This window comes from Micromonospora coerulea (assembly GCF_016598485.1).
Classification (GTDB): domain Bacteria; phylum Actinomycetota; class Actinomycetes; order Mycobacteriales; family Micromonosporaceae; genus Micromonospora; species Micromonospora coerulea.
Window position 1 is genome coordinate 102,463 of sequence record NZ_JAEMUW010000018.1, and the last position, 14,674, is coordinate 117,136.

At 74.5% G+C, this 14,674-nt stretch carries 17 protein-coding genes and 1 riboswitch; of the genes, 8 read left to right on the top strand and 9 right to left on the bottom strand.

Translation table 11 applies throughout. From position 1 onward, the window contains the following. Window positions 1-39 precede the first annotated feature (39 nt). Complete coding sequence (locus I8N68_RS22620) at window positions 40-1,062, bottom strand: coiled-coil domain-containing protein (protein ID WP_200213689.1); 1,023 nt, start codon at window positions 1,060-1,062, stop codon at window positions 40-42. 3 nt (window positions 1,063-1,065) lie between these two features. Then, a riboswitch (cyclic di-AMP (ydaO/yuaA leader) is annotated at window positions 1,066-1,197 on the bottom strand. A 154-nt stretch (window positions 1,198-1,351) separates the two neighbouring features. Beyond that, window positions 1,352-2,671: a YibE/F family protein gene (locus I8N68_RS22625; RefSeq protein ID WP_200213691.1), complete on the bottom strand. Its 1,320-nt coding sequence runs from the start codon at window positions 2,669-2,671 to the stop codon at window positions 1,352-1,354. A gap of 206 nt (window positions 2,672-2,877) precedes the next feature. Between I8N68_RS22625 and I8N68_RS22630 the strand changes: the two genes are divergently transcribed. Both I8N68_RS22630 and I8N68_RS22635 read left to right on the top strand, forming a co-directional pair. Beyond that, window positions 2,878-3,336, top strand: a complete 459-nt coding sequence (locus I8N68_RS22630) for a DUF6153 family protein (RefSeq protein WP_200213693.1) — start codon at window positions 2,878-2,880, stop codon at window positions 3,334-3,336. Between the two features lie 82 nt (window positions 3,337-3,418). Then, window positions 3,419-4,057: a DUF305 domain-containing protein gene (locus tag I8N68_RS22635; RefSeq protein ID WP_200213696.1), complete on the top strand. Its 639-nt coding sequence runs from the start codon at window positions 3,419-3,421 to the stop codon at window positions 4,055-4,057. Between the two features lie 118 nt (window positions 4,058-4,175). Here the strand turns inward: I8N68_RS22635 and I8N68_RS22640 are convergent, their stop codons facing one another. Both I8N68_RS22640 and I8N68_RS22645 read right to left on the bottom strand, forming a co-directional pair. Next, entirely contained in the window at window positions 4,176-4,391 is a 216-nt protein-coding gene (locus I8N68_RS22640) for an SHOCT domain-containing protein (RefSeq protein ID WP_200213698.1), read from the bottom strand. 140 nt (window positions 4,392-4,531) lie between these two features. After that, on the bottom strand, window positions 4,532-4,831 hold the full coding sequence (locus I8N68_RS22645; RefSeq protein ID WP_130331164.1) for a metal-sensitive transcriptional regulator: 300 nt from the start codon (window positions 4,829-4,831) through the stop codon (window positions 4,532-4,534). A 116-nt stretch (window positions 4,832-4,947) separates the two neighbouring features. On the opposite strand from I8N68_RS22645, the gene I8N68_RS22650 reads away from it, so the two are divergent. The 5 genes from I8N68_RS22650 to I8N68_RS22670 all read left to right on the top strand — a co-directional run bounded on the left by I8N68_RS22650 (window position 4,948) and on the right by I8N68_RS22670 (window position 9,432). Continuing rightward, window positions 4,948-5,157 carry a heavy-metal-associated domain-containing protein gene (locus I8N68_RS22650; RefSeq protein WP_200213701.1) on the top strand — a complete coding sequence of 70 codons (210 nt, stop codon included), beginning with the start codon at window positions 4,948-4,950 and terminating at the stop codon, window positions 5,155-5,157. Between the two features lie 35 nt (window positions 5,158-5,192). Beyond that, window positions 5,193-6,158: a DUF8832 domain-containing protein gene (locus I8N68_RS22655; RefSeq protein WP_200213703.1), complete on the top strand. Its 966-nt coding sequence runs from the start codon at window positions 5,193-5,195 to the stop codon at window positions 6,156-6,158. 14 nt (window positions 6,159-6,172) lie between these two features. Next, window positions 6,173-8,428, top strand: coding sequence for a heavy metal translocating P-type ATPase (locus tag I8N68_RS22660; RefSeq protein WP_200213705.1), 2,256 nt, complete (start codon window positions 6,173-6,175; stop codon window positions 8,426-8,428). A 112-nt stretch (window positions 8,429-8,540) separates the two neighbouring features. Further along, window positions 8,541-8,714, top strand: coding sequence for a CsbD family protein (locus I8N68_RS22665; protein WP_200213707.1), 174 nt, complete (start codon window positions 8,541-8,543; stop codon window positions 8,712-8,714). 214 nt (window positions 8,715-8,928) lie between these two features. Then, a complete protein-coding gene (locus tag I8N68_RS22670) occupies window positions 8,929-9,432 on the top strand; it encodes a hypothetical protein (RefSeq protein ID WP_200213709.1) in 504 nt (167 codons plus the stop codon). Between the two features lie 105 nt (window positions 9,433-9,537). On the opposite strand, the gene I8N68_RS22675 is transcribed toward I8N68_RS22670, so the two are convergent. From I8N68_RS22675 to I8N68_RS22690, 4 genes are all read right to left on the bottom strand, one after another. Further along, a complete protein-coding gene (locus I8N68_RS22675; RefSeq protein WP_200213712.1) occupies window positions 9,538-10,173 on the bottom strand; it encodes a dihydrofolate reductase family protein in 636 nt (211 codons plus the stop codon). A 29-nt stretch (window positions 10,174-10,202) separates the two neighbouring features. Further along, entirely contained in the window at window positions 10,203-11,453 is a 1,251-nt protein-coding gene (locus tag I8N68_RS22680) for an RNA polymerase sigma factor (protein WP_200213715.1), read from the bottom strand. Then, window positions 11,450-11,818 carry a YciI family protein gene (locus tag I8N68_RS22685; protein WP_200213718.1) on the bottom strand — a complete coding sequence of 123 codons (369 nt, stop codon included), beginning with the start codon at window positions 11,816-11,818 and terminating at the stop codon, window positions 11,450-11,452. The genes I8N68_RS22680 and I8N68_RS22685 overlap by 4 nt, the downstream gene beginning before the upstream one ends. A gap of 105 nt (window positions 11,819-11,923) precedes the next feature. Beyond that, window positions 11,924-13,141 (bottom strand): DUF2786 domain-containing protein, encoded by a 1,218-nt coding sequence (locus I8N68_RS22690; RefSeq protein ID WP_200213720.1) that lies wholly within the window; start codon window positions 13,139-13,141, stop codon window positions 11,924-11,926. A gap of 210 nt (window positions 13,142-13,351) precedes the next feature. Between I8N68_RS22690 and I8N68_RS22695 the strand changes: the two genes are divergently transcribed. Then, on the top strand, window positions 13,352-14,197 hold the full coding sequence (locus I8N68_RS22695) for an NAD-dependent epimerase/dehydratase family protein (protein WP_200213722.1): 846 nt from the start codon (window positions 13,352-13,354) through the stop codon (window positions 14,195-14,197). 22 nt (window positions 14,198-14,219) lie between these two features. Here I8N68_RS22695 and I8N68_RS22700 read toward each other — a convergent pair whose 3' ends face one another. After that, window positions 14,220-14,645, bottom strand: coding sequence for an ATP-binding protein (locus I8N68_RS22700; protein WP_200213724.1), 426 nt, complete (start codon window positions 14,643-14,645; stop codon window positions 14,220-14,222). Between the last annotated feature and the right edge of the window lie 29 nt (window positions 14,646-14,674).

Consider the following 14,674-nt stretch of genomic DNA (forward strand, 5'->3'; position numbering starts at 1 on the left):
CGATTCGGCGGGGCGGCCCCTCGGCCGGTACGTCATCGGTCAGAGCAGCGACATGTGCACGTGATCGGTGTGGTCGGACGGTCCGCTGTACGACTTCCAGCCGGTGGCCGGGAACCAGATCTGCCGGTTCCAGATCACGTAGTAGATGCCGAGCCGGTCGGCGTTGCGGATCAGGAAGGCGGCGACGTTGTTGCCGTACATCCGGGTGTCGTTGTTGTGCCAGGGGGCGAACCCGCTGTTCTGCAACGACCAGTCGCAGGCCCGGCCCTTCGGATGCTCCCACGGCCCGCCGGGGCGGTAGCAGCCGACGAAGCGGTTGAAGCCGGCCCGCTTGACCTCCTTGTAGGCGTGCAGGGTGCGGGGCGTGATGCAGCCGGAGGTGGTGGGGTCGTTCTCGGTGCACGACTCCGGCTTCCAGTCGCCGTCCGCGGTGCGGCCCGGACCCATCCGGGCGACCGGCGAGGTGGCCGACACCAGACCGCCGGTGAAGCCCTTGCCGCCGACCAGGGCGAGCGCCCTCTCCGCCTCGACCTTGTCCCGGGCCATCGCGTTGGTCAGCTTCTGCTGCGCGCGTACCTCGGTGTCGAGCGCGAGCTTGGCCTGCTGGGCGCGGTTCTTGGCCGCGGTGACCGCAGCGAGCTTCTGCGCGTTGACCGTGTTCAGCTCGTCGAGCGCGGCGGCCCGCCGGACGAACGAGTCCGGGCTGTTGCTCTCCAGCAGCATCGCCATCGCGCCGATCCGGCCGGTCCGGTACGACTGCGCCGCGATCTGGGTCACCTGCGGACGTAGCGCGTCCAGTTGGGCCTGCGCGGCGCGTACCTCCAGCGCGAGCTGGAGCTGGCGCCGCTTCGACTTCGCCAGCCGGGTCTTCGCCTGGAGGTAGCCGCGGTTGGCGGCCTCGATGACGTCGGTGATGAGCTTGTCGTCGCCGTCCTCCGCGTGCCCCGAGGGGGTGGGCGGCGTCGTCGGCGCCGCGCTGGCCGGAGCCGGGCCGATGACGATGGCGAACGCGGTGAGCACGGCCACCACGGGCGTCAGCCAGCGGCGCAGGGGTGCCGTCACAGTTGTCCCTTCCGTCGACCGCCGACCGGGTTAGCTGACGGGTTCGGGACGGAAGTGGTCCCTACCGCTGTCGCGGATTCACCCCATGTACCTGGGTCCCCGGTTCGCCGTGGGGCGATTGGGCGGCGGTACCGCAGGCGCCGCTGCGCGCCTTCGGCGGTGACCGGCAGCGAGGTTACCCGAGAGTCCTCCCCGGGATCTACGTCCGTAAGCCGACTAAAAACGGTAATTCGCCGTTCCGCTCCGTGACCAGCGTCGCGTCTGACGCCGGCGGTGACGCTCCGGAGTGTCACCATGCCGTGTCCGTGCTCCTCCGCGGTCCGGTCCAGCCCGGGTCGGTGCCGGTGCGGCGGGTGCCGAGTGCCGCCAGCGCGGCGTCCGGCTCCGCGGGGGGACGCGACGGCGGCCCGTCGGCCGGCGCCGTCCCGCCCCGGCCCGCGGTGGTGACCAGCGCGGCCAGGCCGGTGGTCAGGGGGACGGCGGCGATCAGGCCGAGCGTGGCCACCGCGCTCCGGACGATCTCCTGCGCCAGGAACTCGCTCGTGAGGATCTCGCTGACCGCCCGCGAGTCGGCGACGAGCAGGAGCAGCAGGGGCAGCGAGGCGCCCGCGTACGCGAGCACGATGGTGTTGACCGTGGAGGCGATGTGCGCCCGGCCGACCCGGGTGGCCGCCCGGTAGAGCTGGAGCCGGGACAGCCCGGGATTCGCGTGCGCCAGCTCGGTGACGGTGGCCGCCTGGGTGACCGTGACGTCGTCCAGCACACCCAGCGAGCCGATGATGATCCCGGCCAGCAGCAGCCCGTGCAGGTCGACGTCGCGCTGGAACATCGACAGGGTGGTGGCGTCCTCGCTGCCGAACCCGGTCAGGTGGGTGGCCGCCGTGGCGATCGTGCCGAGGACGCCGGTCAGCACCAGGCTGCCGAGGGTGCCGAGGACCGCCACCGAGGTCTGCGCGCTGATTCCGTGCGTCAGGTACAGCACCACGAACATGATCAACGCCGAGCCGACGATCGCCACCAGCAGCGGTGGCTGCCCCGCGCCGATCCCGGGCAGCACGAAGCCCAGCAGGATGGCGAAGCTGGCAACCAGGCCGCCGAGCGCGGCCAGCCCCCGCCAGCGGCCGAACGCGACGATCGCGACGGCGAAGAGCGCCGCCAGCCAGATCAGCGGCGTGCCGCGCTGGTGCTCGGCGATGTTGTAGCTCTTCGTCGCCGGGTCGGCCGGATCCACCAGCTCCACCAGGACGATCTTGTCGCCGACCTCGACCCGGGGCGCGCCTGGTCCGGCGGGCACCGGCGCCGGCACCTCGCGACCGGCATCCGGACCCTGCTCGGCCCGGACCGTGACGGTCCCGCAGGGACCCGCCGAACCGCCCGGTGCCCCGTCCGGCGTCTCGGCGGCGGCCGGGCACGGCTCGGTCACCACCCGGGTCACCGTGCCGTGGTAGCGGGGCACGTCGGCGGCGCGTGCCGGCTCCGGGGTGTGCCGCGGCCAGAGCAGCAGGGTGGCGACCACGGTGAGGACGAAGAGCGGGACCACCGTGGCGACGAGGATCCGTCGCACCCGCGGCGGGGCGGACGGAGCGGGACGGGTGTGGTCGGCGCCCATGGCGATTCTCCCAACGATTCTCAGGCGGGATACGTGTCACCGGGCCGGCCGGTTCACCGGACCGGGCGCCCGCGCTGACGCGGTGGCCGGCGGTCGTCGCCCGAATGGTAGCCAGGCGACGGTGGGATGGCCGGGGACGAGGCCCGCCGCACCGCGAATCGGGCTTCCCCCCGGACGGTACGGCCTGGCCCGCTACCGTGGTCGTCGTGCGTACGGCGGCGGCGGTGACGACCGGGCGGTGGGTCCGGCTCCTGCTGCTGCTCTGCACGCTGATCGGGCTGGCCGCCATGCACACCCTCGGCCACGGCGCGCACGGGTCCGGCGGGCCCGGGTCCGCCGGGCACCGGACGGGCCACCCGGCGGCGGAGCACGTCGCCGCACCGGCCGGCATGGCGCTGGCCGCCGGCTGCCCTGGCGACGGCTGCCGGCCCGACGCGGTGCTCCCGCTCGGGCACCTCGGCGGCGAGCTGTCCGGCTGGAGCGTGTGTCTGGCCGTGCTCGGCACGTTCGCCGTGGCGCTGCTCGTCGCCGTGCTGCTGCGGCTCGGGTCGCGACCCGTCGGCCCGGCCGCCCGCGGCTCGGTCCGGCTCTCCCCGGGGCCGCGGGCGCCGCCGCCCCGCCCGCTCGGACTGCGCCTGGCGACGGCGTCGGTGCTGCGCAGATAGGACGCGCCTGGCGCGGCTGACCGCTCCGGTCACCCGCGTCCCGGGTCCGCTGCGTACGTTCCGACACCGAAAGGTCTGCCACATGTTCACTCGCACCGTCGCGCGCCGTGCCGCCCTGGCCGGCGCGACCGCTCTCGTCGCCGTCGCCCTGGCCGCCTGCGGCGGCACCGACCACTCGACCGCCGGCTCCGGCCACGACATGCCCGGCATGGGCGGCACCGGCACGCCCACCGCCGGCGCGACCGCGTCCTTCGGCACCGCCGACGTGACGTTCGCCCAGCTGATGATCCCGCACCACCAGCAGGCCGTGGAGATGGCCGGGCTGGCCGACACCCGGGCTGCCGACCCGGAGCTCAAGAAGCTGGCCGGGCAGATCAGGGCGGCCCAGGCGCCCGAGATCGCCACCATGACCGGCTGGCTCACCGCCTGGGGCCGACCGACCCCGTCGGCCGGCGCCGGTCACGGGATGCCGGGGATGGCGCACGGCATGCCCGGCATGATGTCGGCCGCGGACATGGCCAAGCTCACCGCGGCGACCGGGGCCGACTTCGACAGGCAGTTCCTGACCATGATGATCGCCCACCACGAGGGCGCCATCACCATGGCCAAGGACGAGCTGGCCGAAGGCGTCAACCCGGACGCGAAGGCGCTCGCCCAGCAGATCGTCGCGGCCCAGCAGGCGGAGATCGACACCATGAACAAGATCCTCGACCGGCTTTGAGCCCGACCGCCGGGTGCCGGGACCGTGCGCGGTCCGGGTACCCGGCGGCGTCGGCCGGGTCCGCGCCGGTGAGCGGGGCAGCGGATCGACGGGGGCGCTGCCGGCGCGGAGGCGCCGGTCAGGTCAGGCCGGTGCGACGGCGCCGGTACTCCTCCTCGTCGATCTCGCCCCGGGCGTACCGGTCGTCGAGGATGCGCCGGGCCGACGATCCGTCAGCCCCGTCCGGGCGCCCGCCGGTCAGCCGGACCACCAGCCAGACCAGCACCACCAGGACCGCCAGCCCCAGCAGCGACCAAATCCACATCCAGCCCATCATCGGGCCGTACCCCATCATGGCCGCCCTCCCGTCGGTTCGAGGGTCGGCCGGTCCGGTGCGCCGGGGGCGCCGGTACCGGTCGCCACCACCGAAACTACGACGCTCGGGGGCCGGCGGCGCCGGGTCGGAAGACCCGACATGCGGGCCGTCCGTCCCGGTCAGCCCCGCTTCATCAGCCGGCCGACGGCGGCCATCATCTCGGAGGCCATCTCATCGGCGCGTCCCTCGGCCGCGCCCTCGTGCATGCAGTGCCGGGCGTGGCCGTCGAGCAGGCCGAGCGCCACCTTGTCGAGGGCGGCCTGGATGGCGGAGATCTGGGTCAGCACGTCGATGCAGTACCGGTCGTCGTCGACCATCTTCTCGATGCCGCGGACCTGGCCCTCGATACGGCGGAGCCGCGCGAGGAGCTGGTCCTTGCTGGCGGTGTAGCCCCGGGTCGGGGTCGTCGGTGCGGTCATGCGATCCAGGATAGCGTACCCCTCGGGGGTATGCTACGGTCCTCCGGTGTCGCCGATACCCCCACGGGGTAGAGGTAACCGAAGAGTAGGATGGCAAGCGCGGAAGGGGAGTTGCGATGGTCACCACCACGTACCAGGTGCAGGGCATGACCTGCGGGCACTGCGTCAACTCGGTGAGCGCCGAGGTCGGCGCGATCGCGGGCGTCAGCGACGTCCAGGTGGACCTGGCCTCCGGTCGGGTCACCGTCACCAGTGAGAGCCCGTTGGACACGGACACCGTGCGCGCCGCCGTGGACGAGGCCGGATACGACCTCGTCGGGGCGTGACGGGTCCGGCGACCCACAGAAACCGAGGTAACACCATGAACACGGCGACGAAGCTGAGCGGCTTCGCCCTCGGGCTCGCGGCGGTGTTCGGCGCGGCGTACGGGGTCGGCCAGGTGGCCGGCCCCGTCGCCCCCGCCGCCGAGGCCCGGCACGACCCCGCCGACACCGGCCACGGCGGTCACGACGCCGACCCCGGCGCGACGGCGGAGCACCTGCCCGGCGGGCTGCTCGTCTCCGACCGCGGCTACACCCTGCAGCCGGTGACCGCGCCGACCGGCGAGTTCGCCTTCCGGATCACCGGCCCGGACGGTGCGCCGGTCACCCGCTACGACGTGGCGCACGACAAGCGGATGCACCTGATCGTCGCCCGCCGCGACCTCTCCGGCTTCCAGCACGTCCACCCGGAGTTGGCCGCCGACGGCACCTGGCGGGTCGGCTCGCCGCTCGCCGGCCCCGGCGTCTGGCGGGCGTTCGCCGACTTCACGCCGACCGGCGGGGAGCCGCTGACCCTCGGGGTCGACGTGACCGTCCCCGGGCCGCTGGACTCCCGGCCGTTGCCCGCGCCGGCGACCAGCGTCACGGTCGACGGATACACCGTCACCCTGGCCGGCGTCCCGCAGCCGGGCCGCACCACCGAACTGACCCTGACCGTCAGCCGGGACGGGCAGCCGGTCACCGACCTCCAGCCCTACCTGGGGGCGTACGGGCACCTGGTGGCGCTGCGGCAGGGCGACCTGGCGTACCTGCACGTGCACCCGCACGGCGCACCCGGCGACGGGCGGACCCCGGCCGGCCCGGCGGTCACCTTCTCCGCGGAGGTCCCCTCGGCCGGTAGCTACCGCCTCTACCTGGACTTCCGGCACGGCGACGCCGTGCACACCGCCGAGTTCACCGTCGTCGCGGGCGAGCCGGGCACCCCGACCGCCGCGCCGACGCAAACTCCGACCAGCACGCCGACCGCCGACGCCGGGCACGGCACGCCCGGGCACGGGCACAACTGACAGGAGGTGCCGCGATGACATCGACCGCCAAGTCCCTGCCGGTCGCCCCGAACCTGATCGAGCTCGCGATCGGCGGCATGACCTGCGCCTCCTGCGCCGCCCGGATCGAGAAGAAGCTCAACCGGATGGACGGCGTCGAGGCCACCGTCAACTACGCCACCGAGAAGGCCACCGTCCGGTACGCCGACGCGGTCAGCCCGGCCGAGTTGATCGCCACGGTGGAGAAGACCGGCTACACGGCCGTCGTGCCGCCGCCGCCGGCGCCCGCGGGGACGGAACCCGCGGCCGCGCCGGTCGACGAGCTGCGCGGGCTGCGTACCCGGCTCTGGGTGTCGGTCGCCCTGTCCGTGCCGGTGATCCTGCTGGCGATGGTGCCGGCCTGGCAGTTCGACTACTGGCAGTGGCTGTCGCTGACCCTGGCCGCCCCGGTCGTGGTCTACGGCGGGCTGCCGTTCCACCGGGCCGCGCTGATCAACCTGCGGCACGGCGCGGCGACCATGGACACCCTGGTCTCGCTGGGCACGCTGGCCGCGTTCGGCTGGTCGCTGTGGGCGCTCTTCCTCGGCGACGCCGGGCTGCCGGGGATGACCCACCCGTTCCGCTTCGACATCACCCGCTCCGACGGCGCCGGCAACATCTACCTGGAGGCGGCGGCCGGGGTGACCGTCTTCATCCTCGCCGGCCGGTACTTCGAGGCGCGCGCCAAGCGGACCGCCGGCGCCGCCCTGCGCGCCCTGCTGGAGCTGGGCGCCAAGGACGTCGCGGTGCTCCGCGACGGGCAGGAGACCCGGATCCCGGTGGACCAGCTCGCGGTGGGAGACCGGTTCCTGGTCCGGCCCGGTGAGAAGGTCGCCACCGACGGGGTCGTCGAGGAGGGCACCTCCGCCGTTGACGCCAGCATGCTCACCGGCGAGTCCGTCCCGGTCGAGGTGAGCCCCGGCGACGACGTGGTCGGTGCCACCGTGAATGCCGGTGGCCGGCTGGTCGTCCGGGCCACCCGGATCGGCGGGGACACCCAGCTCGCCCAGATGGCGAAGCTGGTCGAGGCGGCGCAGACCGGCAAGGCGGCCGTGCAGCGGCTGGCCGACCGGATCTCCGGGGTCTTCGTGCCGATCGTGATCGCCCTGGCCGTCGGCACCCTCGGCTGGTGGCTCGGCACCGGTGCGGGGGCGACGGCCGCCTTCACCGCCGCGGTGGCCGTGCTGATCATCGCCTGCCCGTGCGCCCTCGGCCTGGCCACCCCGACCGCGCTGCTGGTCGGCACCGGCCGGGGCGCCCAACTCGGCATCCTGATCAAGGGCCCGGAGGTGCTGGAGTCCACCCGGCAGGTGGACACCGTGGTGCTGGACAAGACCGGCACCGTCACCACCGGCAAGATGACCCTGGTCGACGTGCAGCCCGCCGCCGGCCAGGAGCGCGCCGAGCTGGTCCGGCTGGCCGGCGCCCTGGAGGCCGCGAGCGAGCACCCGGTCGCCCGGGCCGTCGCCGTCGGCGCCGCCGAGGCGGGGGCGCTGCCCGCGGTGGCCGGATTCGCCAACGTCGAAGGGCTCGGCGTGACCGGCACGGTCGACGGCCACGAGGTGGTGGTCGGGCGGCTCCGGCTGCTGCGCGAGCGGGGTCTCGACGTACCGGCGGAGGTCGCGCGGACGGTGACCGACGCGGAGGCCGCCGGACGGACGGCCGTCGTGGCCGGCTGGGACGGCCGGGCCCGGGGCGTCCTCGCGGTGGCCGACGTGGTCAAGCCGACCAGCGCGGCGGCGGTCGCCCGGCTGCGCGGGCTGGGGCTGACCCCGGTGCTGCTCACCGGGGACAACGCCACGGTGGCGAAGGCGGTGGCCGCCGAGGTCGGCATCGACGAGGTGATCGCCGAGGTGCTGCCGGCCGACAAGGTGGCCGTCGTCAAGCGCCTCCAGGCCGAGGGGCGGACGGTGGCGATGGTCGGTGACGGGATCAACGACGCCGCCGCGCTGGCCCAGGCCGACCTGGGGCTGGCCATGGGGACCGGTACGGACGTGGCGATCGAGGCGTCCGACCTGACCCTGGTCCGGGGTGACCTGACGGCCGCGCCGGACGCCATCCGGCTCTCCCGCCGCACCCTCGGGATCATCAAGGGCAACCTGTTCTGGGCCTTCGGCTACAACGTGGCCGCCCTGCCGCTGGCCGCCGCCGGTCTGCTCAACCCGATGATCGCCGGGGCCGCGATGGCCTTCTCGTCGGTGTTCGTGGTGGCCAACAGCCTGCGGCTGCGCCGGTTCCGCCCGGTCGGCTGACCGGCACCCGGCCGCACCCGTCGGCGCGCACACCCGCTGGTGACGCAGGGTTGGGCGAACGGCGGCCGGGGTACTTCAGGGGCGTAGCGACAACCGCTGAATGGAGGTTCGCATGGGTATCGACGACAAGATTGACAACGCGTCCGAGAACACCGCGGGCAAGGTCAAGGAGGGTCTCGGGCGAGCCACCGACGACGAGCGGCTCGAGGCCGAGGGCCGCAACGACCAGGCCAGCGCCAAGCTCAAGCAGGCCGGCGAGAAGATCAAGGACGCCTTCAAGAGCTGACGTACGCTCACCGCACGCCGGGCCGGCGACCGCCGGCCCGGCGTGCGGCGCGCCCGGTCGGCGTACCGTCCGGGGGTGCGTTCTGCCGCTGGGTCACCTCCTTGGCAGGATGATCTGTCGCCGCTCGATCCGGTCGGGGCGCGGGCGGCAGCACGACAGTGAGCCCCGGTCCACCGAGGGCCGACCTCGGCCCGCCGACCGTACGGGGAGAACGATGTCCGGTAACACCGCGATCCGTACCGCCGCCCTGGTGACCCTGACCGCGCTGGCCGGGGCCTGCCAGTCCACCGGCGGCGAGAGCGCCGCACCGGCCGGCAGCACGGCCGCCGCGCCCAGCGCCACGGCCCTGCCCACCGGCACCCCCGCGGTCACCGCCACGGCCTCGCCGGTGACGGCGGCGAACACCCTGGCCGTCTGCACCAGCGTCGACAAGCTGATCATCGCCGGTAGCCGGAAGATCGCCGCCGACTCGGCGGCGGCCACCCGCGGGGAACTCACCCCGGAGCAGGTCTCCGCCCAGCTCAAGGAGAACCTCGCCGACCTGGCCGACGACGTACGCGGGCAGGCCACCCGGGCGCAGGACCCCGAGATCAAGGCCCTGATCACCGACACGGCCGACCGGATCGACGCCGGTGCCCGATCGTCCGCGCCGGTGAAGTGGCTCAGCTCCACCTTCGTCAGCATTCCGCCGCGACTCACCGACCGGTGCCACGCCTGACCGTGCGTCCACCGCGGCCGGTCGGCCCACCGCCCGTCCTGAACCCGCGCCGGCAAGCCGCGCACGGCCCCCACCGTCCAGATCGGAATGTCGACTCCCGTTTGATCAGCGCGACACCCGGTAGCGGATGTGGGTGACCGTCGGCGCGGCGACCACCTGCTCCGGCGCCAGCCGGACGTCCCCCACCCCGTCGAAGAGCGCCGTGCCGCCACCCAGCACGATCGGCACCAGGTGCAGCCAGAGCGTGTCCAGCAGCCCCGCCGTCAGGTACTGCCGCACCGCGCTCGCGCCGCCGGCAACGGCCACGTCCCGGCTGCCCGCCGCCGCCCGGGCCCGCTCCAGCGCCGCCTCGATGCCGTCGGTGACGAAGTGGAACTCCGTGCCGCCGCGCATCACCAGCGACTCGCGGGGGTGATGGGTCAGCACGAAGACCGGCACCCGGAACGGCGGGTCCTCGCCCCACCAACCCGTCCAGTCCGGGTCCCACGGTCCGTCGCCGCCGCCGAACATCCGGCGTCCCATCACGTACGCCCCGAGGTCGCGGGTCATCTCGTCGACCACCTCGGCGTCGACGTTCCGCGCGCCGCCGGCCAGCCCGTGCCGGTCCCGCCAACTCTCGGTGGCGAAGAACCACTCGTGCAGCCGCAGGCCGCCCCGACCGAGCGGGTCCTGCCGGCTCTGGCCCGGGGCGGCGATGAACCCGTCCAACGACATCGACAGCTGACTCGTCACGTTTCCCATGTGCGGTGGACTCCCGTCGGCGGCGGAACTCATCGGTCGGCCGCCAACCGGGCGGCCCGTACCTCCAGATAGCGGCGTTCGGGCAGGCTGGTGGTGCCCCGGGCGGCCGCCAGGTACGCGGCCCGCGCGGCCGGCCGATCGCCGGCCAGCTCGAGCAGGTGGGCGCGGACCGCGGCGAGGCGGTGGTGCCCGGCCGTCCGCTCGTCGGCGTCCAGCGGCGCCAGCAGGGCCAGCCCGGCGCGTGGACCGTCCACCATGGCCACCGCGGCGGCCTGGTTGAGGGTGACCATCGGGTTCGGCGCGATCCGCGCGAGCAGCCGGTAGAGCGCGACGATCTGCGGCCAGTCGGTCTCCGCCGCCGACGCCGCCTCGGCGTGCACCGCGGCGATCGCCGCCTGGAGCTGGTACGGCCCGGGCGGTGACCAGGTCAGCGCCTCGGTCACCAGGGCGACCCCCTCCTCGATCTCGGCCCGGTCCCAGCGCGCGCGGTCCTGCTCGGCCAGCGGGACGAGCTCGCCGCTCGGGCCGCTCCGGGCCGCCCGGTGCGCGTCGGTGAGCAGCATCAGCGCCAGCAGCCCGGCGACCTCGCCGTCGCCGGGCAGCAGCCGCCGCAGCTCCCGGGTCAGCCGGATCGCCTCTCCGGTCAACTCCGCGCGGTGCAGGTCCGGGCCGCTGGAGGCGGTGTGACCCTCGTTGAAGATCAAATACAGCACGTGCAGCACGGCCTGCAGCCGGTCGTCCCGGTCGGCCGGGGAGGGCGGCGCGAAGCGGGCGCCGGCCGCCTCGATCCGCTGCTTCGCCCGGCGGATCCGCTGGCTCATGGTCGCCTCGGGCACCAGGTACGCGCGGGCGATCTGCGCGGTGCTCAGGCCGCCCACCGCGCGTAGCGTCAACGCCACCTGCGCCGAACCGGTGAGCGCCGGATGGCAGCAGAGGAAGAGCAGCGCCAGCGTGTCGTCCCCGCTGGGCGGCTCCTCGTCGGCGGGCGGCGCCACCGCCGCGTACGCCGGCTCGCGTACGGCCACCGCCACCTCGCGGTCCCGGCGGGCCCGCTCGCTGCGCCACTCGTCGGTGAGGCGGCGGGTCGCCACGGTGATCAGCCACGCCCGGGGGTGCTCGGGCAGGCCCTGCGCGGGCCACTGGGTGGCCGCGGCGAGCAGCGCTTCCTGCACCGCGTCCTCGCAGGCGTAGAACTGGCCGTGCCGGCGGACGAGGACCGCGAGGACCTGCGGCGCGAGGGTGCGCAGCAGGTCCCCGACGGCGTGGTCCGCAGCGGTCACAGCTCCGTCCCGGCCTCGTCCATGATCGGCCGCACCTCCAGCACGCCGACGCCCCGCCGGACGTCCGGCCAACGGGCGGCGATCTCGGCGGCCCGCTCCGGGCTGTCGCAGTCGACCATCAGGTAGCCGGCGAACTGCTCCTTGCTCTCCAGGAACGGGCCGTCGGTGATCTCCGCGCGGCCGCCGACGGAGCGGACCGTCCGGGTCTGCGACGGGTCGGCGAGCGCCTGCCCGCCGACCAGCTCGCCGGACTCGGTGAGTTCCTTCATGACCTCGTCGACCTCGCCGAAGATGGCGTTTCGCTCCTGCTCGGAGAGCTCCTCGACGAAGCCGGGACGGTTCCAGATCAGCAGCATGTACTTCATGACGGACTCCTCGGGTTGGGGCCACCGGTGGCGGCGCCTCTCGGTGAGGGGTCGGAGCCGAGGCGCCGTACCCGACATCCTCACCCGAAGAATCCGGGAGAGTCGTCAGCCGCGGCCGCGGACCGACCGGCGAGGCGGCGCGCCCGCGTCGAGCGAGGCCCGGTCGGCGGCGGAGGTGCCGGAGGACCAGCCCTCCGCGTCCCGCACCTGGAGGCGGTGCCGGGTGACCCCGGGGAAGAGCGTGTCGAGCCGTTCCCGGACGGCGTCCGAGCGCGCGGCGAGCACCGGCAGCAGCCGGTCGTCGCCGCGTTCCTCGGCCACCTCCCGGTTCGCCGCCTCGGTGGCGGCCCGGAGCCGTTCGCCGATGCGCAGCGCGAAGGCGTTGAGGAACGACTCGTCGTAGCCCTTGGTGCGCCGGCTGCCGGCGTTGGCCCGCCGCTCGCCCCGGCCGCGCAGCATCGCCGCGGTGGCCTGCACCAGCAGCGAGGTGTGCAGCAGCTCGACCGCCGCCAGGTCCGCCGGGAAGCCGAGCACGGTGGCGAAGCCCAGGTCGTCCGACCAGACCGCCTCGCACCGGTTGGCCGCCGCCACCTCCTGCACCAGCAGCGCCTTCGCGGCCGCGTACGGGGCGTCGGTGCTCAGCCGTACCCCGCCCGGCTGGTCCGGCCGCTCGGCGGTCGCGTCGAGCAGGGCGGTGTCGATGCTGTGCCGGGCCATCAGCTCCTGCGCCTTGCCGGTCAGCGCCTCCGCCTCGGCCGGGAAGGTGGTCGACTCGGCCTTGGCCAGCAGCGCGCGTACCCGGTCCAGCATCCGCGACCCCGACGGCATGGCGGCCACCCGCGGGACGGCGGCCGGACCGCCGGGCGGCGGGCGGAGCAGCGCGATCGGCGGCAGCCCCGCGACCAGGGCGAGGGCGTCCACCGCGTCGCGCAGCGCGGTGATCCGGTCGACCCCCTGCCGGGCGGCCCACCGGTTCAGCCAGTCGAGCGCGCTGTCCCAGCCGGCGTCCAGCTCCGCCACCTGCTCGTCGAACCAGGCCGGGACGGGCGCGGGCAGGCCGGCGCGCTGGGCCGCGACCGCCGTCCGGACCAGCCGGGCGGCGCGCGGGTCGAGCCGGCGGGCCGCGATCCGGTCCAGGTCGGCCGGCTGCCAGCCGCGCGGCCAGAGCCGGCCGACGCCGCGGACCAGGCGGGCCAGGAGGGCGGCGTCCACGGCGGGGCCGTCGCCGACCACCAGCCGGTCCAGCGCGCGCTCCGCCTCGCGTACGTCGGTGCCGCGCGACGCCGCGAGGGCGTCGGCGACCAGGGTGTCGGCGTCCGGCACGGTGGGTCCCCTTCTCCACGGTCGTTCCGGTGCGGCCGACCTCGGGTGGCGAGGTGCACACCCGCCCCGAACGGTACCGGCGTCCGGGGCCCACCGACGCGTGACCGGCCTCACCACCGGCCGCGGACTGGGCCGCCCCGCTCGGCGCCGCGCCCACGGTGGTGGTGAGATGGACCGCGGGTCCGCGCGGCGGGCGGAGAGGGGCACCGGATGAGTCGGGTCGTGGTCACCGGGGGCAGCGGCAAGCTGGGCCGGGCCGTCGTGGCGGAGTTGGTCGACCACGGGTACGACGTGGTGAACCTGGACCTGGTCCCGCCGGCCGAACAGCGGTGTCCGTTCACCCGGATCGACCTGACCGACCAGGGCCAGGTGCTGGAGGCGTTCACCGGCATCGACGAGCGCTACTCCGGAGTCGACGCGGTGGTGCACCTGGCCGCCATTCCGGGCCCGGGCGTGGCCGGGAACGCGGTGACCTTCCGGAACAACATCACCGCCAGCTACCACGTCTTCTCCGCGGCCCGGTCGGTCGGCATCACCAACGTGGTCTGGGCGTCCAGTGAGACGCTGCTCGGCCTGCCGTTCGAGACCCCGCCGCCGTACCTGCCGGTGGACGAGGAGTACCCGGCCCGACCGGAGACGTCATACGCGCTGGCCAAGCACCTGGAGGAGCAGCTGGTCGCCCAGTTCTGCCGCTGGGAGCCCCGGCTCAAGGCGATCGGGCTGCGCTTCTCCAACGTGATGGAGCCCGCCGACTACGCCGCCTTCCCGGGGTACGACGCCGACCCGCGCCTGCGCTCATGGAACGCCTGGGGCTACATCGACGCCCGGGACGGCGCGCAGGCGGTCCGCCGGGCGCTGGCGCACGAGGCGACCGGGATGGACGTCTTCATCATCGCCAACGCCGACACGGTGATGAGCCGGCCGAGCGCCGAGCTGGCCGCCGAGGTCTTCCCGGACGTGCCGCTACGCCGGGAGCTGACCGGCAACGAGACGCTGCTCTCCATCGACAAGGCCCGCCGGGTGCTCGGCTACGAGCCGACGCACGGCTGGCGGTGAGCGCGGCTGACTCGTGGGCGGGTCAGCGGGGGAAGGACGCCCAGATGTTCTTGGTGTCCTCGGTCGCGTACCAGCCGACGGCGAGGGAGACCGAGTGCGCCAGCAGCAGCCCGCGGCCGCCCGAGTCGAGCGGCTGGGTGTCGGCCAGCTCGGGCACGGTGGCCAGGTCGTGATCGGCGACGTCGAGGATGAAGCAGTCGTCGGCGGCGAGCAGCGTGACGATGGTCGGCGGGATGCCGTGCCGCAGCGCGTTGCTCGCCAGCTCGGTGGCGACCAGGACGACCAGGCCGGGCACCTCGTCGAGTTCCTCCCTCTGGGCCAGGCCGTAGCGGGTCAGCGCCGCGCGCAGCGACGCCCGCAGCGCGCGTAGTTCCGCGGCCGTGCGGAGGTCCCACCGTTCGAGTTCGGTGGCCTGCGGCGGTGGCGGTGACGTCCGGAGCTGACCCATGATCCCGCTTTACCCCGCGTAGCACCCGC